Raw genomic sequence first — 25,184 nt, forward strand, 5'->3', positions numbered from 1 at the left:
TCCTAGGAGGGTAAAAGCATGAAGACCTTAAAAGTCAATATCGTTACTCCCGACGGCCCAGTATACGATGCGGATATAGAAATGGTAAGCGTTCGAGCAGAGAGCGGTGAGCTTGGTATTTTACCCGGCCATATTCCGACGGTTGCTCCGCTAAAAATTGCTGCAGTCCGTCTGAAAAAAGACGGTCAAACTGAGCTGGTTGCCGTCAGCGGGGGCATAGTTGAAGTCCGCCCTGACCATGTCACCATTCTGGCCCAGACGGCGGAAACATCTGAACAAATTGACAAAGAACGCGCCTTGGCCGCTAAACGGCGTGCCGAGGAACGTTTGCAAAAGCATACGCCAGATGTTGACATTATTCGGGCAGAGCTTGCTTTAAAACGCGCGATTAACCGGTTGGATGTTGCGAGATAAAGATGAGGATCCTTCCCATATTAAGGATGGGAAGGGTTCTTTTATATTCATGATTAAACAGAATTGAAAATGTTGAAAAAAGTTCACAAATTGTTCGCCTTTTTAGTTTGAATCTATCTATAATACAAAATAGTAAGCTATGTTCTCTTCCGCCAGAAAGAGGATGTAAGACATTCAAGCAAACTCCTCAACATTGGCCTCAGGCAACAGAGGATCACTCCATCTATGGGAAAAAGTTCTATCCATGAACGTCTTAACATGAAACATCAAAACTGTTAAAATGACTTGAAATGACCGGCATTATTCCTTTATCCCACAGCAGAAGAGACTAGGCAGGCCGGAGCCACCAAACCGGCTGGAACGTAAGGAGGCGTCATCAATAATGGAAGAGATCGGACAACAGGCTGCTGTCAGTATCATCGTTCATCTTTTTTTTATTGCATTGACTTGGTGGGCTCTTCTGGCGGTCAATATTGATCCGCTTATCAGGAAAGGAAAAGTCATTCAGGCGAGGGTGTTAATGATCATCATTACAATCGCCGTCGGCTCCACCGTCAGCAATTTTTTCCTGGACTATCTTTATTATTCCAGACAGCTTCAAAATTTATTTTCATGATTGAGTAAAAGAATTTTTGGGAATGGACAAATGTGGGTAACGCCGCATTCCGCAAAATCACCGGGGGACCTTGTTTTTCCACGTATGCTTTTCCTACGATCCGTCAACAATGGAGAGTAGGAGAGGATGATGCGGAATGAAGACAAAACAAACGGTTAATGCCCTCATTTTTATTGTGGTTTTATTTTTAATTGTTCATGTCTTTCAATCGCTTGAAGCAGCGGGCAATACGCCGCTGGAACAGCTGGCGGAAGGTTTGAGCCGCCATGATGTCGAGCTTGAAGAATGGACCCTGCACACAAAAAAGCAGCTTACCCTAAGTGAAAAAGATTTTTTTGCAAAACTGAAACATTTCAAGAAACAGCATCGACAATATCAATGGACTATAACGCGGGAAGACGATGATACAGTTAAAGCAACAGGTGTTTTTCAGGACAAAAAAAATCACATCAATTCCAAAATACATTTGGTATCCACCCACAAAAACCAGAGACTTGTTTCGTATTTATTGTATGAGCAAAAAGGCGCGGGACCACGGGAAAACTGGAATACTACATATAAGCAGTTTGAACGGGATGCATTCGACATAATGCGAGAAAAGACCGCAATTTTTACTTGTCTAAAGGGCCATTTAAATGGTATGATGAATGTTGTTTTGCAAAAAAAAGCAAATGAACTAGTACATGAATTTGATGCAAAGTCAGTTGAAGATTTAATCGAACCAAATTTCGTTTCTATTTCTGCTTACACTAACGAGTGGAAAGAATCCATCAAGACAGAAAAACACCGTATGAATCTGCAAGTCTCGCTTAGAAATGCGGGAATGGGCGAAAAACTTACCGTCACGGTTGGCACACCAATCGTCACGACTGAATATTAATATAGAGAAATTGGGACGCGGAGGGGAATACCTTGGAAAAAATCATCGTCCGCGGCGGTCGAAAGTTAAACGGCACAGTCAAAGTTGAAGGAGCAAAAAATGCCGTTTTACCAGTTATCGCTGCATCTTTATTAGCCAGTGAAGAAAAAAGCGTAATATGTGATGTGCCTACGCTCTCCGATGTATATACGATTAACGAAGTGTTACGTCATTTAGGCGCAAGTGTACATTTTGAAAATAATACAGTAACGGTTGATGCATCTCGCACTTTGTCTACGGAAGCTCCGTTTGAATATGTTCGTAAAATGCGCGCATCTGTATTGGTGATGGGTCCGCTTCTTGCTCGCACAGGTCACTCGAGAGTGGCTTTGCCTGGAGGATGTGCAATCGGTTCAAGACCGATCGATCAGCATCTGAAAGGCTTTGAGGCAATGGGTGCAAAAATTAAAGTCGGAAACGGCTTTATTGAAGCGACTGTAGAAGGCCGCCTTCAAGGCGCAAAAATTTATCTTGATTTTCCTAGTGTCGGAGCAACTGAAAACCTGATTATGGCTGCAGCTTTGGCTGAGGGCACGACAACGCTCGAAAATGCTGCTAAAGAGCCTGAAATCGTTGATCTGGCTAACTATATCAATGCAATGGGCGGTAAAATTCGGGGTGCCGGTACAGGCACCATTAAAATTGAAGGCGTTAAGGCGCTTCATGGTGCAAAACATACCATTATTCCTGACCGGATCGAGGCGGGTACGTTCATGGTTGCCGCTGCGATTACCGAAGGGAACGTACTGGTAAAGGGAGCGGTTCCTGAGCACTTAACATCTTTAATTGCGAAAATGGAAGAAATGGGCGTTCAAATCATGGAAGAAGGAGACGGTCTTCGGATCATCGGTCCTTCTGAATTGAAGCCTATTGATTTAAAAACAATGCCACATCCAGGTTTCCCGACTGATATGCAGTCTCAGATGATGGCTCTTTTGATGCGCGCAAATGGAACCAGCATGATCACAGAAACCGTCTTTGAGAACCGCTTCATGCATGCGGAAGAATTCCGCCGTATGAACGGAGATATTAAAATCGAAGGCCGTTCTGTCATTATTAATGGTCCTGTGCAGCTTCAAGGTGCTGAGGTGGCCGCAACGGATCTTCGCGCCGGCGCAGCTCTTATCCTTGCTGGCCTTGTCGCTGACGGTCATACGCGCGTAACCGAATTAAAACATTTAGACCGGGGATATGTCAACTTCCACCAAAAACTTGCCGGTATCGGTGCTGATATTGAGCGCGTTAACGATGAAGAAGCGGTTCATATTAAAAATAAAGAAGTTGTATCCGATTTAAACGCATAAATCAACGTGAAATCAGTATGTCATCCGGCATACTGATTTTTATGTTTCAAGTATTCTATATCAGTATGCCTCCCATATCTATCATTATGCACAAGAATGGTTTTTAAAATACGCAGCCGCAGTTGAAAAGTACAGTCATATTAGCTTGTCCCCGCCCATAAAATGAAAGAGACAAAACAGAAATGGGGGCACTGATTTGAAACAGCTATTTATTGTACTAGCAGGAATCTGCATGCTGATTTTACTCATACCAACACTGCTTGTCCTCCCTTTTCACGGGGGACCGGGGGCAATCAAAACAGAAAAGCACGCTCAGCAACACGAGGAAAAAAAGAAAGTCACCTTAAAAGAGTCTCCCGTTTCAATTCCGGTCTACAGAACGGCTGACCGGAAAGTTGAAGACATTCCGCTTGAAGAGTATGTCATTGGTGTCGTTGCTTCGGAAATGCCGGCTGATTTCGATATCGAAGCTTTAAAAGCACAAGCGCTCGCGGCCCGCACATATATTGTGAGGCAAATGGTATCAGAGCAGGCTGTCCGATCGCCGAAGGGCTCGCTCGTCGATGATACGCAGATGTTCCAGGTGTATAAAAACAAAGAAGAGCTCCGCAGGCTGTGGAAGAAAGATTACGATTGGAAAATCAAAAAAGTGACCGAAGCTGTCGCCAGTACGCAAGGCAAAATTTTAACCTATGACCATAAGCCAATTGACGCTTCGTTTTTCTCGACGAGCAACGGGTACACCGAGAATGCGGGGGCTTATTGGACAAGTGATATTCCGTACCTGCAAAGCGTGAAAAGCTCCTGGGATACAAAGTCGCCGAAATTCCTGAACCACAAAACGTTTACTGTCACTGAATTTGAACAAAAGCTCGGCGTGAAGCTGCCCAGCTCAAACAGCATTGGGAAGATCACTGAAAGAACGCCGGGAAAACGCGTAGCGACTGCCGTCATTAATGGAAAGAAGCTTGAGGGAAGAGATATTCGTGAAAAGCTCGGCCTCAAATCGGCAGACTTTGATTGGAAACGCGACGGGAATCAGATTACCGTCACGACGAGGGGTTTTGGACATGGAGTAGGAATGAGCCAATACGGCGCACATTATATGGCGAAAGACGGCAAGAAAGCGGAAGCCATCGTCAAGTATTATTACAAAGGAACAGCCGTATCCAATGCTGATGAATTTTTAAATAAATACATGGCGAAAAAATAATAAAGAGACGTCTGCCTCATTGGCGGCGTCTTTTTGAATGTCATCAAATTTGGCATTCTCATGAAGTTGATGTGCGCCAAAATATTATACAAATATTTCAAGAATCATGTGCCGGAGGGCTTGCTGAACAGCGTCAAAAGGCCGTGAATCTCTTGTCAATATAAGGGTTCACAGGCTATAAAGTCTATTTTATCTGCTTGTTGTATGCTGAAATGAATAACGAGGAAAAGGAGACATGCCCTATTTATTTCTCCCTGGTGTTCTTCTACGATATTAATGTGTTAACGACTTTATTTCAGAAAGGGGAAAGGGAGAAATGAAGAAGAAGCTGACATTAGGGATTTTGACCGCTATGGTTCTTAGCCTTGGTTCACCTGCTTTTGCAGCTGAGAAAAAACAGGAGGTAACAGTTGCTGAAGATTCGCCTAACATCGCGATTATGCTTGATGCAAGCGGCAGTATGGCTAAAAAGATCGGCGGAGTCTCAAAATACGAGCTTGCCAAAAATGAGGCGTTCAGCTTTGGTTCAAAGCTTGAAAATGCAAACGTGCTCATGAGGGTTTTCGGTTCAGAGGGAAACAATAAAAACTCCGGAAAAGTACAATCCTGCAATGCAATCAGAGGAGTGTACGGATTCCAAACGTATGACGAGCAAAGCTTCCGCAATTCATTAAACGGCATCGGACCGACTGGATGGACACCGATCGCAAACGCGCTGCAAGATGCCAAAAACGCGCTTGACCAGCAGAACAACAACGGGAAAAACGTCGTCTATCTGCTGACAGACGGTGAGGAAACATGTGGAGGCAACCCGGTAAAAGTCGCAACAGAACTGCGCAAATCTAATGCGGTTGTCAACGTAATCGGCTTTGATTATGAAGGAGATTTTCACGGACAATTGACAAGCATCGCAGCAGCTGGCGGCGGTGAATATTTCCAAGCAAAAACCAAAAATGACATCAAAAGAATTTTCACTCAGGAAGCAATCGAGCTTTCTAAATAAACTGGAAAAAAGCTGTGGACATGTTTCCGCAGCTTTCCTTTTTTGATGAAAAGATTGTCAAAAGTCAAGTAAAACACTTTACAAATATTAAGTTATTGTTTCAGAACGTTGAACCCCGCTGAATCCTTTGGAGGGGTAATTTGTCGTAACTGTTGTTTTATTGGGACGAAAACGGTCTTTTAGCGGACTTTTTTGGTAGGACTTAAGTGGAAGTGTCGGTCGATTATCGTAAGGATTATGAAGAATTTGTGAATTTGAAAAGGAGATCCGGCCTATTTATTTCTATCAAGCCTTCTTTTACGATGTTGGTGGACTAGATCTCATGCGGAAGTTCGGTCCGAAAAAAAGTGCGGAAAGGAAAGTGAGAAAGGTGAAAAAAAGGTTTACTCTGTTAACAACGTTCACCATGCTTTTGTCATTGGCTCCGGCTGCTGCTTTCGCGGCTGAAGACGGAAATGCGGACAACAGCAAAAAAGATGTCAATGTTGCAGTTGTGCTTGATGCAAGCGGCAGCATGGCACAAAAGGTTGAAGGAGAAAGAAAATTTGATATTGCCAAAGAATCCGTAACCGACTTTGCTGACCTGCTTTCAAGCGATGCGAATGTTATGCTGAATGTGTTCGGACATAAAGGCAACAATAAAAACTCCGGAAAAGAACTATCTTGCGGTACGACGGAAACCGTCTATGATCTGCAGCCGTTTTCTTCCAACTCGTTCGAAAACGCTTTAAGCGGAATCAAGCCTACAGGCTGGTCTCCGATTGCAAAATCTCTTTATGATGTAAAAGAAGATCTTGCCGATAAAGATGGTAAGAATTATGTTTACATCGTGACAGACGGTGAAGAAACATGCGGAGGAGACCCTGTTCAGGCAGCGAAAGATCTGCGCAAATCCAACATTAAAACAATCGTCAACATTGTTGGACTTGATGTGAAAACCGTGAAAGAAAAAGCTAAGCTTAAAAAAGTAGCTGCTGCTGGCGGCGGAAAATTGATTGAAGCCGACTCAGCTTCTGATTTTAAAAAGGTATGGAAAGAAGAAGGCGTAAAACTGTCTCAGTAACTCCGTACGAGAGCGGGACGGCCGCAGTGCCGTCCCGACCTTCTGTTAAGCTAATCTGTCGACATTTCGAGTTCTTCGATTCGTTTTTCTGCATAGCGCGGATCTTTTCTTGAATGGAAAATCTCCGCCTTTTCAATCATGACCGCCGTGTTGTATTCCGGAATACGGGCATGGTTTTCGTATACGCCTTTAGGGATCAGGACATTTCCTTCCGGCCAGTAGACCGCCGTGTTTCCGCGTTGTACGGTGGCATATTTTGCCCGGCCTTGGAAAGTTCCGTAGCGGTTGAATAGAACGATCGCTTCTCCATCTTGAATATAAAGCTCCTCGGCATCTTTTGGATTGATCATGACATCCCGGCGATCTGCCGCGTTGAAAGGATCTTTTTCACTATAAATCATCGAGTTGAACTGTTTTCCCCTCCTTGTCGTCACGAGGAAGCGTCCTTCAGTTTGTCTGTTTTCAGGAAGATCGACGGGGATCAGGTTACCCTTACCGTCTGCCGTCGGACACATCCCGCCTTCACAAAGCCAGGCGCCGCCCCATTGAAAGACATCTCCGCGTTTTTTTAAATGCTGAATCCCGTCATAATTCCGGTTGGCAGCAGCGATTTCTTCACGGATTTCTGCAGCGTCGTCAAAATGGATCAGTTCTTTGTCTGCGGGCCGAACCCGTTTGGCAAGATCCATATAAATTTCCCATTCAGAACGGGCTTCTCCGATGCGCGGTCCTTTAATTTCAGGGCTGAAATAGACCATCCGTTCCGTACTGGTCGAGGTTCCTCCGCCAGGCTGTTCATATCTTGTCATTGCGGGGAGAATGATAACTTCTTCTTTGGCATCGACAAGGGTGGAAGTATTGAAGATGATGTCCTGATGGACTCTCATCTCAACTTCCTGTAATGCTTTTTTGATAAAATCGGGGTTCGGCATCGTTTCCAAAAAGTTGCCTCCGCTCGTATAAAACACTTTTACTTTTCTTTCGCTTTCGTTCGGCAGCAGCATGTTTTCGATTGTCTGGCCGATCGTATCGCCTTGCCAAGTCGGTATTCGAAAGCCCCAAATCTTCTCGATCCGTGCGGTAGTTTCTTCGTCAAAATCACCGCCTGGCAGGACGAAAGGATCGGCACCCATTTCTCCAGAACCCTGCACACCGCTGTGCCCTCTGATCGGCATAAGGCCGCAATGCTTTCTGCCGATGAATCCTTGTAAAAGGGCGAGATTTGCCACCTGTGAAATGTTGTCGGTCGCAAAACGGTGCTGTGTGAGTCCCATGCTCCAAATGAAAACGCCGGTTTTCGCCCGGGCCAGCAAGATGGCGAATTCTTTCATTCTATCTTTCGATATGCCGGATGACTCTTCAAGCGTCTTCCAATTTTGTTTTTCGATATGCTGTTTAAGCTCATTGAATCCGTTTGTGTGTGCTTCGATAAAAGCGCGGTCAATGCTTGAACCGGGGGCCTCCCGTTCCATTTCAAACCAGTGCTTCATTACCCCGTTCATAAAGGCAATGTCGCCGCCGATATTGACTTGGTATACGTCATCAGTGATTTTGGTGCCGAAAAGGGCGCTCTCAGCTATCGATGGAATCCAGTATTTCTCCATCGAAGGTTCCAGGTACGGGTTGATCATAATGATTTTTGTTCCCGCTTTTTTGGCGGCATACATGTATTTTGTTGACACCGGCTGGTTATTGGCGGCGACAGATCCCCAGAAGACGAGGACATCCGTCCCGATCCAGTCTCGGTAGCTGCAGCTTGAGGCGCCGATGCCAAGGGACCTTTTTAAAGCCGTTTTGCTTGGCGAGTGGCAGATCCGCGAGGCGTTGTCAATGTTGTTTGTGCCGATAAACCGAGCCGCTTTTGCGGCTGTATAGTATACCTCATTCGTAATACCCCTGGCCGTTAAATAAAAGGCGAGCTGTCGTTTATCAATCGATTTGATTTTGTCCGCGATTCGGCTGAGTGCTTCGTCCCATGAAATTCTCGAAAACGACCGTTCTCCTTTTTTTCTCGACAGCGGATAAGGGATACGTCCGAGCTTTCTCAGCTCGGTGCTATCCAGCTTTCTCAGCTGTTCAATGTCGGCGGACAGCCATTTGTCCTCGATCGCAGGCATCGTATTTAAGCGGAGGACGTTCAGCCGCGTCGTGCATAGATGAGGCCCTGTGAGCGTCTGATCACGGAGCCCGGATACACCGAGCGCACAGCCGTCGCACACGCCTTGCGTCAAAATTCTGTAGGCGTACGAAAGGTTGTCTTTATTGTCCCACGCCGTTTTCATCGTATCTCTGATATGCTTTGGCTTTACCTTTCCGAGTCCCAGCGGCGCCCAAGACGCCCACAGTTTTGGCGCGGGTTTTTTATTCAGCTTCATCGGACCTTCATGCTTTGTTTTTCCCATTCCATTCTCTCCTTTCCAGCGGATACTGCCAGATCATCCTTTTATCGAGTTTGAGACATGAACCGCCGCTTTTTTTCGCAACTGTTTAATGTCGGTTCTAATGAAGATCGAAATGAACAGGCCGATGGCGAACAGTGCTGCGAAAACCGTCAGGCTCTGGCTGTAGCTTCCTGTTGCATCACGCACCCAAGAAGAGAACATCGGGCCCGCAAGTCCTGCCGCCGCCCATGCCGTTAAAATGTATCCGTGAATTGCACCGAGCTGCTTTGTTCCGAACAAGTCCCCGATATAAGCCGGAATTGCGGCAAACCCGCCTCCATAGCACGTATAGATCAATGCCATCAAAACAGAGAATACGGCCTTGTCAGAAATAAACGGCAAAAGCGGAAAGGCGATCAGCTGTACAGCGAAAAAGACGGTATACGTATTCGGCCGGCCGATGTAATCAGATGCTGAGGCCCAGCCGATCCGCCCTAAGCCGTTAAATGCGCCCAAAACGCCGACGAGAGCGGCAGCAGCGGCGGCGGACATGCCCGCACTTTCCTGCGCCAGCGGCGAAGCGATGGATATGATGGCGATTCCGCACGTAACATTAATAAAAAGCATCAGCCATAAATAATAAAAGCGTTTCGTTTTAATGGCTTCATTTGCCGTCAGCTGGGAAATATCGGCGCTTTGCGCCTTTCCGTTTTTTTCGGTTGAAAATCCTTCAGGCTTCCAGCCGTCTTCCGGCGGAGCGAGGTAAAGCGAAGACAGCATCATCACAAGAAAGTAGCAAATGCCGAGAATAAAAAAGGTATTGGCTATACCGACCGCTGAGATCAGCATCTGTATGATCGGGCTGCTGATCAAGGCCGCAAATCCGAATCCCATAATGGCTAGCCCCGTAGCCAAGCCGCGGCGGTCAGGAAACCATTTAACAAGCGAAGATACGGGCGTAATATAGCCGACGCCGAGTCCGATTCCTCCGAAGACGCCGTAAAACAAATAAAGCAGGGGAAGGGAGCCGATCTGAACGGCGAAGCCTGAAAACGTCACGCCAGCTCCGAAGAAAAGAGCGGCGAGCATGCCTGCTTTTTTAGGGCCGTGCTTTTCGACGAAGTGCCCCAAAAATGCGGCTGAAAGACCGAGAAATAAAATAGCGATGCTGAACGTCAGGCTGATCTGGCTGAGGCTCCAGCCGAAGGTTTCAGCGAGCGGGTTTGTAAAGACGCTCCATGCGTATACAGACCCGATAGACAAATGAATACCTACAGCACATAAAGCAATGAGCCACCTGTTTTTCACTTTTTTCATGCGAGAACCTCCTGTGGAAAAGAAAGGCTTGTCATAAAGACAGAAGGCTGCCGGGGAGCGATTGTTTGAAAGCGGTTTCCGGGGTTGCTGCGAAGAAAGGCAGTCTATTTGAAAAGTGTATATTTTTTGAACTTTTAAAAAATAATATCATGTTTTCAAGCTATCAACAAGATGAAGCTTCCAAATTTGACCTGACGGTTGTGAAACGGCATGATAGACGAGTATAGTAATAGATATGATAAGAAACAAAGGGGCGGGGTTTATTCATGGGGAAAAACATCACAACAAGCCGAAAAATTTTCCGTTATGATAATGGAGAGATGACACAGCAAGAAGATCAGATGGCAACGGAATTCCCCCTGACTGTCATGGTGAACGGTGAGGAATTTGTCACGCTTGTTTGTTCGCCGGACAGCCTGGAAGAACTGGTGATCGGATTTCTCGCGTCTGAAGGTGTGATCCGATTTAAAAATGAGATTAAAAGGTTTACAATAGATGAAAGTCTCGGATTCGCATATGTCGACCTTGTCAGCTCAAAAAAGCTGGTACTGAAGGATTACACGAAGCGGGTGATCGGCTCCTGCTGCGGAAAAGGGCGGCATTTTTATTTCCAGCAGGACGTCAAAACCGCAAAAACGGCGATTGACGGCGTAACCATTACGCCTGAGAACTGTTTGGCGCTGATGCGCGACATGCAGAAAAACAGCAAGCTTTTTCGCCATACGGGGGGCGTTCATAATGCCGCTTTGTGCAGCACTGACAAGCTGATTGCAGTCAGATCTGATATCGGAAGACATAATGCGCTTGATAAATTGTACGGATATTGTCTGCTTCACCAGGTCCCTGTGCGCGACAAGCTGATCGTGTTCAGCGGCAGAATTTCTTCGGAAGTGCTGCTTAAAGCCGCAAAAATCGGGGTTTCCGCGGTCATTTCCAAGTCGGCGCCGACCGAGCTGGCCATTCAAATGGCAGAGGAGCTGAATATCATGACGATTGGTTTTGCCAGGAACCGGTCATTTAATGTATATACGCATCACGAGCGAATTCAGTTAACATAAAGGAGGCAACAGGCGTGAACAACAACAGTGAACAAGTTTTGGATCAGAAAAGCCGGCCGCTTCGGGATTTAAGAATTTCTGTCACCGACCGCTGCAACTTAAGATGTACGTATTGCATGCCTGCCGAAATCTTTGGACAGGATTATCCGTTTTTGCCAAAAGGCGAACTGTTGTCCTTTGAAGAGCTTGAACGATTGGCCAAGCTGTTTGTTCATCAGTTCGGGGTGGAAAAAATCCGCCTCACCGGCGGCGAGCCGTTGATGAGAAAAGATATGCCGGAATTAGTCGGGAAGCTTGCGGAGATCAAAGGGATTCGCGATATTGCGATGACGACGAACGGCGTTCTGCTGCCGGTTTACGCTGACAAGCTGAAAAAAGCGGGGCTGAAACGGGTCACGGTCAGCCTGGATTCCCTGGATGACGAACGTTTCAAAGCGATCAACGGCAGAGGCGTCTCCGTCAGCAAGGTGCTGGCCGGAATTGAAGCGGCGAAAGAGGCCGGACTCGGCGTCAAGATCAACATGGTCGTCCAAAAAGGGGTCAATGAAAAGGATATTTTGCCGATGGCCCGCTATTTTAAAGAAAAAGGCCATATCTTGCGGTTTATTGAGTTTATGGATGTCGGGAACACAAATGAATGGAACCGTCAGTCAGTGGTGACAAAAGCGGATATCATCCGGATCATCAATGAAGACATGCCGGTTGAACAGATCGACCCGAACTACAAAGGAGAAGTCGCCAAACGGTACGGATATCTGGACGGTTCAGGAGAAATCGGTTTTATCTCTTCTGTATCCGATGCTTTTTGCAGCACGTGCAACAGAGCAAGACTATCGGCGAAAGGCGAGCTTTTCACATGTCTTTTCGCATCGAGCGGGTTTGATTTAAGAACTCTGATCAGAAGCGGGCAGACCGATCAGGAGCTGGTAAAGGCGATCGGCACCGTCTGGCGGAATCGCGATGACCAATATTCGCTCGACCGCGCTCTTTCAAAAGCGGCTCCGCGGAAAAAGGTTGAAATGTCCTATATAGGAGGATAATTGACCGCCTTGGAGAGAGCCGTCCATTGAAAAGATGGGCGGTTTTTTTTATGCTTCGGAGGCCGGCTTGATTTGCATATTGACAGGTTTGATACGGGGGGAAAAGCGGAAATTCTTTAAAAAACATGGGCTGAAACAGAAAGGATGATTGAATGTTCGGACTGCAGGATATTGTCAAATTCTTCTGGTCGTTCTTGATCGTTTTTCCCGCCGTGTCGGTGCTTCATGTCTTGGGCCACAGCGTCATGGCGGTGTTGTTCGGCGGGAAATCTTCGCTTGAAATCGGGATGGGCAAAAAATTGCTGAAAATCGGCCCTGTGCAAATCAGAAGTGTTTACTTCATGGATTCCTTCTGCAAATACGGAGATCTGAAATACGATAACCGTTTTACGAATGCGATGATTTATGCCGGCGGATCGCTGTTTAATTTAGCGTCTATTTTTATTGTCAATCTGCTGATTATCAAAGACATCATACCCGAAAATATTTTTTTCTACCAGTTTGTTTATTTTTCAACCTATTATGTATTTTTTGCTTTGATTCCTGTGAGATATTCCGAAAATCATCTTTCTGATGGAATGGCAATTTATAAAGTGCTGAGATATGGGGAGAAGTACGAGATTAATAATTGAGTATGCCGGCTGCGGGCACAACCCGAAGCCGGCGTTTTTCAGACATGCATGATGTCTTCAGGCAGTTTCCTTAGCTTTCGAACGGATTCGATGAATGTTTCCAAAGGATCACAGCCGCTAAAATATTGAAATGCTTCCCGATCCCCGTCGTTCATCACGACGAGGTGATCGCCTCCTGTTATCAGCCCTTTTTCGCGGCGGAACGAGGATATGGTATCATAGCGGATGTCAAGGTGAAAAGGGGCGCCAAACAGAGAAGAATAAAACATGAGCCGCCTGTCAGTGGCCGCAAGCACGCCTCTGTAAGGAGTGTAACGTGCAGAAAGTCTCGCGTTATAAGCGCAAAGAATAATAGATCTGATCTCTTCATTCGGCTCAAGCCGGACATCCAAAGCTGCTTTTCCTTCTGCTATCTCTTTCATTGAAAACACTCCTTTCATCAATCAATACGAAAGATCCTATGAAAAAGTTCCAAAGTGAGACATGAGGGTGGTTTGAAAAAATTTTATTTTTCTTACGATTATTAAGGATATGATAATAGTTGACAAAAAACTTATCCTGTAACTATAATAATTACATCGGTGGTGAAAACTTATGGTGAACACCCGTCTTTCAGTGGCCATTCATATTTTGTCTTTAATCGCTGCAAACCCGCGGGAATCTTCGGAAATGATCGCCGGGAGCGTCAATACGAACCCGGTTGTGATCAGACGCATGATCAGCCAGCTCAAAAAAGGCGGTATTCTGACGTCGCGGCCGGGAGTGGCCGGGGCAACCCTGAAAAGAGATCCTGAAGATATATCTCTGCTGGATATTTACCGCGCGGTTCAGCCGCAAGAGGAATTGTTTGCGATTCATGACAAGCCGAATCCAAACTGTCCGGTTGGAAGACAAATTCAAACAACGCTTGACCAAACGTTTCACAGCGTTCAGCAGGCGATGGAGAACGAATTGGCCAGCAAGTCTCTTAAAGACGTCTTAACTCATCTCTTTTAAATAAGAGATGATGTTTCATCATCAACATGTAACTTATTTTGTTACAAATAAGGAAATATTATTGATGACACATCCACAATCATCACAACACAGCCTTATGAGGCCTATGGTGGACATTCATGATCGTATGCCGGTTATCCTTACTGATGAGAATGAAAAGGGAGGGCTCACCTAAAACTGCATATCTACAAAGCTTGCTGCAGCCATATGATGTTGATGTAGGGAAGCATATCGCTTAATATATCACCTTCGCTTAGCTACTATGTTCTAAGTAATCGGTGATATTTTGTTGTATCGCCAATTCAACATCGTTCAATTCCACTCTTCCTTTAAAATAGCGTAATAATATTCATCCCACCATTCATTGTCTTTGGGAATGCATTTTTTAAAGAAGCCTTCTCTTCTCATTCCAATCTTCTCCATCACTCGGTATGATGGAATATTCTCAGGTTGACACGTAGCTATAATCCTATGTAAGTTCATTTCTTTAAATCCATATTTCAAGATAGCTTCTGCTGCTTCAGAAGCATACCCTTTATTTTGATATTTACGATTAAACACCCACCCGATCTCATATGTATGTTCACCAAAATACTTATGAAAAACAATATGGCCTATAAGTAAATCTTCATCCATTAGTATGACAGGGAATTTTTCAGCGTTATTCCCTTTGTTTTTATTTACAAATGCCTTTGCATCTTCTTCAGTAAAAACGCCTTCCGGTATATACTTCATCACATTAATATCTGATGTATACTCATATACAGCTTGCCAATCTTTAAATTCAAATTCACGTATCAATAACCTTTCTGTTGTGATATGCATGAAACGAACCTCCCATCACTCTTTATTTCGATATTAAGACAACAATGACCTCTTTAAAGACGATCCTTATTCAACAATCTGGCACAAAGCAAGTAGCTCAGCCTGTATCTTCATGCAGACTATGCCATTGCAGTGGTGGACGAGGCTGAAAAAGGCGAGCATATCAATGAGCGTTTCACTGTTGTCGGTGAAGCCGAATAATAAAAGCCTGTCTTGGGATCAATTCCCGAGACAGGCTTTTGATTTTCATTCATAATAATAAGGATCATATCCGCTGTGTAAATCAGTAAGAATACCTAAAAAGATGAGGAAGAAAAAGGCGACTATGCATAAAATAAAGATCACAATAATGGATAGTAAGAAGAAAAATTGCCATTTCATAAACTTCACATAGTTGTCAAGCAAGGCTTCATGCGGTTCTTGCGGCATGTCATCACTCATTTTCTGAGCGGCGTTTGCCGATTTTATAAGGTAGATCCCCGAAAAAATCATCAGCATACCTGGAGCGGCTCCGATGATAAGCAAAGAAATTCCGAAGAAGGCATAGATGCCTCCGCCGATAATCATAAAAACGCCGGTTATTTTCCCCCATTTTGCAATCGCATCAAGCGATTTTTTCATGCTGGATGTCATTTCCAAAATAAGAAGTCACGCCTTCCCTTTAAATATAGTCATTTCTCTATAGTTATACACCAGGCAAAAAGATATTGAAATGATAAGTATTGATTTTTTATTATATTTTAAAGTGCACATTGGGCAAATGACCGCACTGACAACATTATTCCCCAATAAAAGCGACTGTGTTATAGTAAATCGTAAGAAGCATATTGCTATAAGTGATGTGAAATGCACCTTGCAAACTGGTATTTTGTGCCGGACCAGAACCCCGCAACCAATTTACCATATTGTTTTAGGGGCATTTTTATTTTTGTGATATTACTGGTGTTAAGAAAGGCGGTTTTTCTATGAAATCTTCTTATTTCTATCGTCTCTTGCAAGTCGATCATATAAGAAAGCCCGGCGATCTTCCGGATGAACAGCAGCTGGCAGACTCTTTTGTTTTGATCTTTCACTTGAAGGGTGAAGGGAGAATTGATATACAGGCATCAGGCAGTCCGCTCCAAAAAGAAACGCTGTATATTGTTCCGCCTTATGAAACATTCGGAATCACAGCTTCGTCAGCTGAAATCAGCGGGTATCTCATCAGGCTGCAGCCCTACAGCTATGACGACCGCCGCCTGACACTTGAAGCAGACACCGATCCTGACGTTTTTTCCGACCTTCAGATGATGAATGTCCATTCTGTCGGAAATCTGGCCTCCCGCCTTCAGGAACTTTCCGCCTTATGGCCGGCATCTTCAGCACTCCAGGAGCTGAAATGCCAAGCAGACCTGCAGCAGCTTTTGTACGATATCTATTCGGCTAAACTGACCCATCCCGAAAACACCGCATCAGCCATAGGAAAAACAAAGGAGTATATTGAAGAGCATTCAGATGCACACCTGACGCTTGATCAACTCGCGCAAATGGCCGGAATCAGCGCGAAGCACTACAGCGAAACGTTCAAAAAGCTGTACGGTCGAAGCGTGACAGAGTTTATCACTGAGACGCGGATGACGAAAGCAAAGCAGCTGATGGCAAAAGCAAGCTACAAGCTGAGGGAAATCTCAAGCCAAATCGGGTATCAGGATGAATTTTATTTCAGCAGGACATTTAAGAAGCATACGGGCTTATCCCCGACCGTTTATATGAAAAAAAGGCGCAGGAAACTGGCGGCCTACGGCCAGAATACGATCGGTCAGCTGATACCGCTGCACCTCATTCCTTACGCAGCTTCTCTGCATCCGAAGTGGACATCGTATTACTATAAACATTACGCGGCAGATATTCCGGTTCATCTGAGCGCTTACCGCTTTCACGAGCCGTGGGAAGAAAACCTGCGGACATTGTCATCGGCTGCCCCTGAGCTCATTATCAGCATGGACAGCGTGTCTCACGAGGAACGGAAACAACTCCAGTCGATCGCCGATGTCTTCTTTTTGCCTTCACAGGAACAATGGAGGAGGCATTTTATGCTGACCGCATCCCATTTGGATGAAGAAGCGGAGGCTCAGAAATGGCTGCTGTCTTACCAGCGTCTCATCGAAACCGCAAAAGAAACGCTTTATCCAATCTGCGGACGCCGAAGTTTTTTGTTTTTGCGCCTGCATAAACACGAGATTTATCTGGCGCATAACCGCTCTGTTCAAGATGTATTTTTCGGCGACCTTGGCTTTGAACCTGCTGTATCGCTGGAAGAACCGATTGACCGGTCCGTCTCCATCGAAACGATTGCGGCATATCAGCCGGATATCATCATGATTTTCATTTTTAAAGAGCCCGAGACGCTGGCATTCTACCGGGAGCTGCAGCAGTCGGCTGCATGGCAGGATTTGAAAGCGGTGCGGCATCACCGGGTGTATCAGGTGAATTCAGATCCTTGGCGGGAATATTCCGCATGCAGCCATGAACGAATCATTCGCCAGGCGGTTCGGCTGCTGTCCGGAAAAAATCCATTTTGATTGCCGGATATAATCCATGGTGTTATCGAAGAGGCAACCCTATAATTTTAATTGATAATAGTTATCAATTAAATCAGGGGGTCTCAGTCAGATGAGAAAACTATCAATCTTATTATTTATTCTCCTTCTCGCGTTTGGCGCAGCGGGATGCGGGAACAGCAAAGAAAAGGCGGGCGGCGATGGCAAGAGCTCAGCATCAGCTGAGAAAAGCATCGAGTACCTCGATCATACATACAAGGTGAAGACCCCGGCCGAACAAATCGTCATTACGGGAAGCGTGGAATCGATGGAAGATGCCAAGCTTCTGGATGTTCACCCGGCCGGTGCCATTTCCTTCTCCGGAAAGTTCCCGGACCTGTTCAAGAGCATTACTGACAAAGCAGTTGCCGTCGGTGAAAAAACAGAACCGAATCTGGAGAAAATTCTTGAGCTTAAACCGGATGTCATCCTGGCTTCAACGAAATTTCCGGAAAAAGTGGTGAAAAAACTGGATAACATCGCGACGACGATTCCTGTTTCCCACGTTTCTTCAAACTGGAAAGACAATTTAAATCTGCTGGCTGAACTGACAGGCAAAGAAGATAAAGCGAAGCAGATTATTTCGGATTATGAAGCAGACCTTAAGGAAGCAAAAACAAAGCTTGAGAAAACGGCCAAAGATACAAAAGCGCTCGTTGTCAGAATTAGACAAGGCAATGTCTTTATCTATCCGGAAGACGTATTCTTTAATTCCACATTATACGGCGAGCTCGGCTTCACAGCTCCAAAAGAAGTCAAGGCGGCAAAAGCCCAGGAGTTGGTTTCTTTAGAAAAACTGAGCGAAATGAATCCGGACTATATGTTTGTTCAATTCTCTGACGATGAGAATGCAGACAAGCCGAATGCGCTGAAAGATCTAGAGAATAATCCAATTTGGAAAAGCATTTCTGCAGTGAAAAATGACCATGTATTTGTCAATGCTGTAGATCCGCTTGCGCAGGGCGGCACGGCATGGAGCAAGGTTGAATTTTTAAAGGCTGCAGCTGAGAAATTGGCGCAGAACAAATAGAAAAGGTTTCTTGAACGATGCATTCAAAGCAAATGACCCGCATCATTATGATTTCTGCTCCGTTTGCCATACTGCTGTCCGTTTTTCTGTCGGTATGTTACGGTGCAAAACAGCTTGAGCCCGAAGTGATTTTTTCAGCGCTGCTGCATTTTGATCCGGGCAACACAGATCATCAAATCATTTGGCATTCCCGCCTTCCGCGCGCTGCCGGCGCTCTTTTAATCGGAGCGGCGCTGGCGGTGTCCGGTGCGCTTATGCAGGGTATCACCCGAAATTATTTAGCTTCTCCGTCGATTATGGGCGTTTCCGACGGATCAGCATTTGTGATCACGCTGCTGATGGTGGTGATTCCGGGTTCGACCTCCCTGGAGATGATGGGCTATTCGTTTATCGGATCAGCCGTTGGCGCCGGCCTCGTCTTCGGCCTCGCCTCGGTGATTCCAAACGGTTTTATGCCGGTTCAGCTTGCCATCATCGGAACGGTCACAAGCATGCTGCTCAGCAGTCTGTCAGCGGCGATGTCGATTTACTTTCAAATTTCCCAGGACGTCAGCTTCTGGTACAGCGCCAGGCTGCATCAATTGAATCCCGAGCTGCTGAAGTATGCTGTGCCGTTTTTTGTGATCGGCATCATTCTGGCGCTCTCTCTCAGCAAAAAAGTGACAGCTTTATCATTGGGAGATGACATTTCCGAAAGCCTCGGCCAGAAAAAGCAGGCCGTCAAATGGACAGCGATGGCAGCGGTTGTCATTCTGACAGGCTGCTCCGTCGCCATGGCGGGAAAAATTGCTTTTGTCGGACTGATTGTACCGCATATTACGCGTTTTCTCGTCGGGGCGGATTACAGCCGGATGATTCCATGCTCCTGCGTTCTCGGCGGCATTTTTTTGACGCTGGCCGATCTTCTCAGCCGGCTGCTCAACTATCCGTTTGAGACACCGATTGAAGTCGTCACTTCGGTGATCGGCGTTCCTTTCTTCCTTTATTTGATCAAAAGAAAAGGAGGGGAGCAGCGTGCCTAAAAAGGTTGCAGTCATCTATGCTGTTTTTATTGTGCTGATTCTCACAATCTGTTATCTCAGCATAACAATAGGATCGTTTGTCGCACATCCGGCTGAGCTGTTATCAACATTGCTTCACATCAATCCGAATGAGCAATACGCCATTCTTCTTTTTGAGCTGCGTCTTCCAAGGATTGTGACGGCAGCACTCGTGGGTCTTGGGCTCGGCATTGCCGGTTCCGTTATCCAGGCGATGACAAGGAACGGACTGGCTGACCCGGGAATCCTGGGGATTAATGCCGGTGCGGGTGCAGCAATCGTCGGCTACATGCTGATCTTTCAAGGCCAGACTGAAACGACAAGCCTGCTCGCTGCAATGGGGATGCCATTCTTCGGCTTGATCGGGGGCATTTTGGCGGCGATATTCATTTTTATGTTTGCCTGGCATGGCGGCAACTTGGATTCGGGCAGAATTATTCTCGTTGGGATCGCGATCAATTCGGGTTTCAGCGCTATTTCGCTGTACCTGTCATTGAAGATGAATCCGAATGACCACGAAATGGCCATGGTTTGGAAAAACGGAAGCATCTGGTCGGCGAATTGGACGTATATTCAAGCGGCACTGCCGTGGCTGCTGCTTCTCATCCCATTCCTGCTGACAAAATCCGGCCTGCTCGATACCATTCGCTTTCATGAAGATACGGTGAAGAGTCTCGGCGTATCCGCCAATGTTGAAAAAGTGGTGCTGCTGACGGCTTGTGTCGGCATCATCAGCGCCTGTGTTGCTATCTCCGGAAGCATGGCATTTGTCGGCCTGATTGCTCCGCACATCTCGCGGAGGCTCGTCGGTGTTCTGCACCGCCACTCATTGCTGTTAAGCGGATTGATCGGGATGTTTCTCGTATTGTGTGCCGATTTTGCCGGAAAGCTGCTGTTCCAGCCGTCCGAAGTGCCGGCGGGTATCATCCTCGCCATTTTCGGTGTGCCTTACTTCTTATTTTTACTGTTTAAACAAAAAAAGACGGTTCATTAGACTGTTTTTAGCTCAATCAAAGAGGGGAAGGGAGAATCACATGGCTCAAGAAAAACTTCAGCAATCTGTCAATGCTGCTGAATGTATTCCGGTGGCGATACCGGGGACAGAACAGCGGTGCATGCGTTCAACGGATGGGAGCCGCACATACCGGATTTTTATTGCGAAACCATTTGGGGAACCGCCGCCCGCAGGATATCCCGTAATTTATCTGCTTGACGCCAATTCCGTGTTTGGAACAATGGTGGAGGCATTGCGGATGCAGTCGCGTCGTCCCGATAAAACCGGCGTCGTGCCGGCCGTTATCGTCGGCATCGGCTATGAAACCGACGCTCCCTTTGACCGGGGGCGATATTACGATTTTACTCTGCCGGATTCGGGCGCCGAGCTGCCCAGGAGACCTGATGGAGCAGACTGGCCGGAGCCGGGCGGGGCGAAAGCTTTTCTGTCCTTCATCGAACAGCAGTTAAAGCCGGAGATCGAACAGGAATTCACGATTGATGTGAAAAGGCAGGCGATTTTCGGTCATTCCCTTGGCGGACTTTTTGTTCTGCAGACCCTGTTTACAAAACCGGCCCTGTTTCAGACATATATCGCCGGAAGTCCGTCCATCCATTGGCATCCGTCCTTTTTTGATGAGGAGCATGACTTTATTTCGAAGCTGCAGGAAGCGGATGGCGATGTAAAGGTATTGCTCGGGGCGGGAGAGCTTGAAAAGACGCATAAAAGCGGAATGAACGACAATGCAAAAAGGCTGGCCGCCCGCTTGGCCGCCTTGGAAAAGCAGGGGATTCGTGCGGAGTACCATGAATTTAAAGGGGAAGGTCATATATCGGTTCTGCCTGTGTTAATCAGCAGAGCGCTCCAGTTTGCCTTCAAGCCTGTTTGACAGCGGGGCGCTTCCGGCGCCCCGAGCTTTAAGAAAAGATAAGAATGGATAACAGATAATATACCATGAGCATTGATACGGATAAACAATCGAAAACGATTTGACCGTTTGCATTTATTGGTATATTATATTTTTGAACGATAATGATTATCATTATCAATTAAGAATTTAGCTTTGGCAGTGACTCTTTGAGACTTGGGAGCTGCCGTTTTTAAGAAAGGAAATGATAAGAGTGAAAGGCAAGGTTGCTTTGGTGACTGGGGCTTCGCAAGGAATCGGCAAAGAAGTGGCTCTGTCGCTTGCTGAACGCGGGGTGTTTGTTGCCGCAGCTGATCGAAATCGAAAAGGGCTGCTTGAACTTGAAGCCGAACTTGAACGAAAAGATCTGCAGGGTTCCGGTTTTGCCGCGGATGTGGGCGACAGTGCCGCCGTCGATCAGCTTGTGGCCCATGTTGAACGCGAGATCGGTCCGATAGACATGCTTGTCAATGTAGCCGGCGTGCTCAGAACGGGTCTGATCCATTCATTGAGTGATGAAGATTGGGAGAAGACGTTCAGCGTCAACTCTACCGGGGTTTTTAACGTATCGCGTGCCGTCGCCCGCCGGATGATTCCGCGCAGAACTGGAGCGATCGTGACTGTCGGATCAAATGCGGCGGCAGTGCCGCGTATGCATATGGCCGCCTATGCGGCCTCTAAGGCGGCCGCTTTAATGTTTACGAAATGTCTCGGCCTTGAACTTGCCGAGTACAATATCCGCTGCAATATCGTATCGCCCGGATCAACCGATACGCCGATGCAGCGGTCGCTATGGCAAGGTGAGGAAGCTGCGCAAGGCGTAATTGAAGGATCACTTGAAACATTCAAAACGGGAATCCCGCTCGGAAAATTGGCTTCGCCGGCTGATATTGCAGATGCTGTAGTATTTTTGCTGTCTGACGGGGCTCGTCATATTACGATGCACGATTTGCGCGTCGATGGCGGAGCAACGCTTGGAGCCTGATTCAATCTAAAGGAGGTTTTAATGATGATAGAACGTCATGTCGTGTCAGAAGCGCTTGCCGATCAGCTGTTGAAGGAATATCAGGCCGGAGCTTCATTCTTTTTCTCTTCCCCTGAGCGGACCATTCTGGCGGAAGGTGTTTTGGCTTCTGTTTCTCAAACGGAAGAGCAAAGCCTTGCTCAGCGGGCTGCGGAAGTTCTGAAAAAAGCGAGGGAGAACGGGCAGAAAAATCCGATGGTGGTCGGAGCTGTGCCGTTTGACGATGCAAAGCCGGCGCAGTTAACCGTGCCGGTCGAAGCGTGGCAGGCGGGGCCGCTGACATGTGAAGAAGACGGTAAAGAGGAGCCTGAACCTGCCCTGTACCCCTATGATATCGAGCAGATTCCAAGCCCGGAAGCGTATATGACCGGGGTCAGACGAGGGTTGGCAGGTATAGCAGGAGGAGAATACAGTAAGATCGTCCTTTCCCGGTCTTTGCAGCTGACCTCGCCGATCAAAGTCGATATCGGTCAATTGCTGCGAAATCTTGCCCGCCGCAATACAAGCGGGTACAACTTTGCCGTTGACTTAACCGGGCAATCGCCGGAAGCGCCTCGTACCACTTTGATAGGCGCAAGTCCTGAGCTGCTTGTATCACGGTCCGGGTTCCGCGTTACGGCAAATCCTTTAGCAGGTTCAAGACCTCGAAGCGATGATCCTGAAGAAGATCGAAGAAGGGCGGCTGAACTGCTTGCTTCTCCTAAAGACCGTCACGAACATGCGGTCGTAGTCGAAGCGGTTGCTTCCGCGCTCAAGCCGTTTTGCCGAAAGCTGGAGGTGCCGGAACCATCGCTCATCAGCACGCCGACGATGTGGCATCTTTCAACTGAATTGAAGGGAGAGCTTACAGATCTTTCTGTATCATCATTAGAGCTCGCCGCCGCTCTACATCCGACGCCCGCTGTTTGCGGCACGCCGACGAATGCGGCGAAAGAAGCGATTAAACAGATTGAGCCGTTTGACCGCGGATTTTTCACAGGTATGGTCGGCTGGTGTGACGCGGACGGTGACGGTGAATGGGTCGTAACGATTCGCTGTGCTGAGGCGGAGGAACACGCGCTGCGGCTGTACGCAGGCGCCGGAATTGTCGCCGGATCGAAGCCTGAAGAAGAACTTGCCGAAACGTCTGCAAAGTTTCGGACGATGCTTGGATGGGAATGAACAGTGAATAACGGAGGGATAAAGGATGTTGAAAGGGTGCCCAACATGGCCGAAGGAGTTTGCGGATAAATATCGGAAGGAGGGATGCTGGCGAGGCGAAACATTTGGGGGAATGCTGAGGGAACGGGCCGAAAAACATGGCAGCCGCATTGCCCTTACATACGGAGATACCCATTTAAGCTATCAAGAGTTAGACAAGAGAGCCGACTCTTTGGCCGGCGGTCTTTTAAAGCTTGGGATCAAAAAAAATGACCGCGTCGTTGTCCAGCTACCGAATGTCATCGAGTTTTTTGAAGTTTGCTTTGCACTCTTCCGAATCGGAGCTCTGCCTGTCTTTGCGCTTCCATCGCACAGACATAGCGAGATCACGTATTTTTGCGAGTTTTCTGAAGCTGCTGCTTATGTGATTCCCGATCATCACGCAAGGTTTGACTACCGCAAGCTGGCGAGACAGGTAAAGGGAAAGCTGCGGGGGCTTCGTCATGTCATTGTCGCCGGCGAATCGGAGGAGTTTGAAGCGCTGTCGGGCCTTTATGATCAGCCTGCACCTCCGCAGAACGTCCATTCAGAAGATGTTGCTTTTCTTCAGTTGTCAGGGGGAAGCACAGGTCTTTCTAAGTTGATCCCGAGGACGCATGATGATTATATATACAGCTTGAGGGTCAGCGCAGAGATTTGCAGGCTTGATCACAACAGCGTGTATCTTGCCGCTCTTCCAATCGCTCACAATTATCCGCTCAGTTCGCCGGGAGTGCTCGGTACACTCTATGCGGGAGGCCGAGTCGTTCTTGCGCCAGGAGGCAGCCCGGATGAAACCTTTCCTCTAATCGAAAAGGAAAGAGTAACGATCACAGGTCTCGTACCGCCGCTTGCGCTAATCTGGCTTGACGCTGCTCCGGCGCGCCGGGACGACTTGTCAAGTCTCCAGGTCCTTCAAGTCGGCGGAGCGAAATTCAGTGCCGAAGCCGCCAGACGCGTCACATCGGTGTTTGGCTGCAAACTGCAGCAGGTTTATGGCATGGCAGAAGGTCTGGTCAACTATACCAGACTTGATGATCCTGAAGACACGATCGTTCACACACAAGGCAGACCGATGTCTCCGTTTGACGAAATTAAAATTGTGGATAAAGAAGGACGCGAACTTGGATCCGGACAGACCGGGGAGCTTCTGACAAGAGGTCCTTATACGATCCGCGGCTATTACAAAGCTGAGGAACATAATGCCAAAGCGTTCACAGAAGACGGGTTTTACCGTACGGGCGACTTGGTCAAAGTCAATTCATCAGGCTATTTGATTGTTGAAGGACGAGCCAAAGACCAGATCAACAGAGGCGGGGAGAAGGTTGCCGCGGAAGAAGTGGAAAACCACCTGCTCGCACATCCCGCCGTACTCGATGCGGCGGTTGTCTCGATGCCGGATCAATTTCTCGGTGAAAGAACGTGTGCGTATGTTATTCCACGCGGCGCTGCACCTGCTCAGGCTGAATTGCAATCGTTTTTGAGAGAAAGGGGCCTTGCAGCCTACAAAATACCCGACCGGGTGGAAATGGTTGAAGCATTCCCGCAGACAGGCGTAGGAAAAGTCAGCAAAAAAGAACTGCGTACAGCGATTGCTGAAAAAATGTCTGCAGCTAAGAATATCACGTGATAAAAAAATGAGAGGATGTG

The 25,184-nt window shown here is 47.1% G+C and carries 24 protein-coding genes and 2 pseudogenes; 21 read left to right on the forward strand and 5 right to left on the reverse strand.

What is annotated here, in order from left to right; all coding sequences use genetic code 11:
• The first annotated feature begins 18 nt into the window (after positions 1-18).
• From ACH97_RS04550 to ACH97_RS04580, 7 genes are all read left to right on the forward strand, one after another.
• Positions 19-414, forward strand: a complete 396-nt coding sequence (locus ACH97_RS04550) for a F0F1 ATP synthase subunit epsilon (protein WP_020453254.1) — start codon at positions 19-21, stop codon at positions 412-414.
• Positions 415-796: 382 nt separating this feature from the next.
• The gene (locus ACH97_RS04555; protein WP_003186001.1) at positions 797-1,030 is read left to right on the forward strand and encodes a DUF1146 family protein; all 234 of its coding nucleotides are present in this window, start codon (positions 797-799) and stop codon (positions 1,028-1,030) included.
• A 136-nt stretch (positions 1,031-1,166) separates the two neighbouring features.
• Positions 1,167-1,910, forward strand: a complete 744-nt coding sequence (locus tag ACH97_RS04560) for a YwmB family TATA-box binding protein (RefSeq protein ID WP_020453253.1) — start codon at positions 1,167-1,169, stop codon at positions 1,908-1,910.
• Positions 1,911-1,942: 32 nt separating this feature from the next.
• Positions 1,943-3,253: a UDP-N-acetylglucosamine 1-carboxyvinyltransferase gene (gene murA, locus ACH97_RS04565; protein ID WP_048350084.1), complete on the forward strand. Its 1,311-nt coding sequence runs from the start codon at positions 1,943-1,945 to the stop codon at positions 3,251-3,253.
• Positions 3,254-3,449: 196 nt separating this feature from the next.
• A complete protein-coding gene (spoIID, locus tag ACH97_RS04570; RefSeq protein WP_023857085.1) occupies positions 3,450-4,466 on the forward strand; it encodes a stage II sporulation protein D in 1,017 nt (338 codons plus the stop codon).
• Positions 4,467-4,782: 316 nt separating this feature from the next.
• Positions 4,783-5,469, forward strand: coding sequence for a VWA domain-containing protein (locus ACH97_RS04575; protein WP_023857087.1), 687 nt, complete (start codon positions 4,783-4,785; stop codon positions 5,467-5,469).
• Positions 5,470-5,839: 370 nt separating this feature from the next.
• Positions 5,840-6,532 carry a VWA domain-containing protein gene (locus tag ACH97_RS04580; RefSeq protein WP_023857089.1) on the forward strand — a complete coding sequence of 231 codons (693 nt, stop codon included), beginning with the start codon at positions 5,840-5,842 and terminating at the stop codon, positions 6,530-6,532.
• Between the two features lie 50 nt (positions 6,533-6,582).
• On the opposite strand, the gene ACH97_RS04585 is transcribed toward ACH97_RS04580, so the two are convergent.
• Entirely contained in the window at positions 6,583-8,934 is a 2,352-nt protein-coding gene (locus tag ACH97_RS04585) for an FdhF/YdeP family oxidoreductase (RefSeq protein WP_057957815.1), read from the reverse strand.
• A gap of 33 nt (positions 8,935-8,967) precedes the next feature.
• The gene (locus ACH97_RS04590) at positions 8,968-10,230 is read right to left on the reverse strand and encodes an L-lactate MFS transporter (protein WP_023857091.1); all 1,263 of its coding nucleotides are present in this window, start codon (positions 10,228-10,230) and stop codon (positions 8,968-8,970) included.
• A gap of 266 nt (positions 10,231-10,496) precedes the next feature.
• Between ACH97_RS04590 and fdhD the strand changes: the two genes are divergently transcribed.
• The 3 genes from fdhD to ACH97_RS04605 all read left to right on the forward strand — a co-directional run bounded on the left by fdhD (position 10,497) and on the right by ACH97_RS04605 (position 12,960).
• Positions 10,497-11,288: a formate dehydrogenase accessory sulfurtransferase FdhD gene (gene fdhD, locus ACH97_RS04595; protein ID WP_023857093.1), complete on the forward strand. Its 792-nt coding sequence runs from the start codon at positions 10,497-10,499 to the stop codon at positions 11,286-11,288.
• A 14-nt stretch (positions 11,289-11,302) separates the two neighbouring features.
• Positions 11,303-12,328: a GTP 3',8-cyclase MoaA gene (moaA, locus tag ACH97_RS04600; RefSeq protein ID WP_048350588.1), complete on the forward strand. Its 1,026-nt coding sequence runs from the start codon at positions 11,303-11,305 to the stop codon at positions 12,326-12,328.
• Positions 12,329-12,480: 152 nt separating this feature from the next.
• Positions 12,481-12,960, forward strand: coding sequence for a hypothetical protein (locus ACH97_RS04605; protein ID WP_023857096.1), 480 nt, complete (start codon positions 12,481-12,483; stop codon positions 12,958-12,960).
• Positions 12,961-12,998: 38 nt separating this feature from the next.
• On the opposite strand, the gene ACH97_RS04610 is transcribed toward ACH97_RS04605, so the two are convergent.
• Positions 12,999-13,382, reverse strand: coding sequence for a GRAM domain-containing protein (locus ACH97_RS04610; protein WP_023857097.1), 384 nt, complete (start codon positions 13,380-13,382; stop codon positions 12,999-13,001).
• A 172-nt stretch (positions 13,383-13,554) separates the two neighbouring features.
• On the opposite strand from ACH97_RS04610, the gene ACH97_RS04615 reads away from it, so the two are divergent.
• On the forward strand, positions 13,555-13,956 hold the full coding sequence (locus ACH97_RS04615; protein WP_020453242.1) for an Rrf2 family transcriptional regulator: 402 nt from the start codon (positions 13,555-13,557) through the stop codon (positions 13,954-13,956).
• Positions 13,957-14,025: 69 nt separating this feature from the next.
• Positions 14,026-14,195 (forward strand): annotated as a pseudogene (locus ACH97_RS23700) (SOS response-associated peptidase family protein); the annotation flags it as partial.
• A 73-nt stretch (positions 14,196-14,268) separates the two neighbouring features.
• Here ACH97_RS23700 and ACH97_RS04620 read toward each other — a convergent pair.
• Complete coding sequence (locus ACH97_RS04620; RefSeq protein WP_025810650.1) at positions 14,269-14,781, reverse strand: GNAT family N-acetyltransferase; 513 nt, start codon at positions 14,779-14,781, stop codon at positions 14,269-14,271.
• Positions 14,782-14,892: 111 nt separating this feature from the next.
• Between ACH97_RS04620 and ACH97_RS23935 the strand changes: the two are divergent.
• A pseudogene (locus tag ACH97_RS23935) lies at positions 14,893-14,982 on the forward strand (NAD(P)-dependent oxidoreductase); the annotation flags it as partial.
• 45 nt (positions 14,983-15,027) lie between these two features.
• On the opposite strand, the gene ACH97_RS04625 reads toward ACH97_RS23935, so the two are convergent.
• On the reverse strand, positions 15,028-15,414 hold the full coding sequence (locus ACH97_RS04625; RefSeq protein ID WP_241494241.1) for a DUF5362 family protein: 387 nt from the start codon (positions 15,412-15,414) through the stop codon (positions 15,028-15,030).
• A 332-nt stretch (positions 15,415-15,746) separates the two neighbouring features.
• On the opposite strand from ACH97_RS04625, the gene btr reads away from it, so the two are divergent.
• From btr to ACH97_RS04665, 8 genes are all read left to right on the forward strand, one after another.
• Positions 15,747-17,342 (forward strand): bacillibactin transport transcriptional regulator Btr, encoded by a 1,596-nt coding sequence (btr, locus tag ACH97_RS04630; protein ID WP_025810651.1) that lies wholly within the window; start codon positions 15,747-15,749, stop codon positions 17,340-17,342.
• Between the two features lie 91 nt (positions 17,343-17,433).
• The gene (locus tag ACH97_RS04635; RefSeq protein WP_025810652.1) at positions 17,434-18,390 is read left to right on the forward strand and encodes an iron-hydroxamate ABC transporter substrate-binding protein; all 957 of its coding nucleotides are present in this window, start codon (positions 17,434-17,436) and stop codon (positions 18,388-18,390) included.
• A gap of 17 nt (positions 18,391-18,407) precedes the next feature.
• Positions 18,408-19,412 (forward strand): FecCD family ABC transporter permease, encoded by a 1,005-nt coding sequence (locus tag ACH97_RS04640; protein ID WP_020453237.1) that lies wholly within the window; start codon positions 18,408-18,410, stop codon positions 19,410-19,412.
• Positions 19,405-20,424 (forward strand): FecCD family ABC transporter permease, encoded by a 1,020-nt coding sequence (locus ACH97_RS04645; protein WP_020453236.1) that lies wholly within the window; start codon positions 19,405-19,407, stop codon positions 20,422-20,424. Before ACH97_RS04640 ends, ACH97_RS04645 begins: the two co-directional genes overlap by 8 nt.
• Before the next feature lie 40 nt (positions 20,425-20,464).
• A complete protein-coding gene (locus tag ACH97_RS04650) occupies positions 20,465-21,313 on the forward strand; it encodes an alpha/beta hydrolase (RefSeq protein WP_035337887.1) in 849 nt (282 codons plus the stop codon).
• Between the two features lie 223 nt (positions 21,314-21,536).
• Positions 21,537-22,316 (forward strand): 2,3-dihydro-2,3-dihydroxybenzoate dehydrogenase, encoded by a 780-nt coding sequence (locus ACH97_RS04655; RefSeq protein WP_035400343.1) that lies wholly within the window; start codon positions 21,537-21,539, stop codon positions 22,314-22,316.
• 24 nt (positions 22,317-22,340) lie between these two features.
• Entirely contained in the window at positions 22,341-23,516 is a 1,176-nt protein-coding gene (gene dhbC, locus ACH97_RS04660) for an isochorismate synthase DhbC (RefSeq protein ID WP_048350590.1), read from the forward strand.
• Between the two features lie 25 nt (positions 23,517-23,541).
• A complete protein-coding gene (locus tag ACH97_RS04665) occupies positions 23,542-25,164 on the forward strand; it encodes a (2,3-dihydroxybenzoyl)adenylate synthase (protein WP_048350591.1) in 1,623 nt (540 codons plus the stop codon).
• Positions 25,165-25,184: the final 20 nt, after the last annotated feature.

Origin of the sequence: Bacillus paralicheniformis (genome assembly GCF_001042485.2) — a bacterium.
Taxonomy (GTDB): Bacteria; Bacillota; Bacilli; order Bacillales; family Bacillaceae; genus Bacillus; species Bacillus paralicheniformis.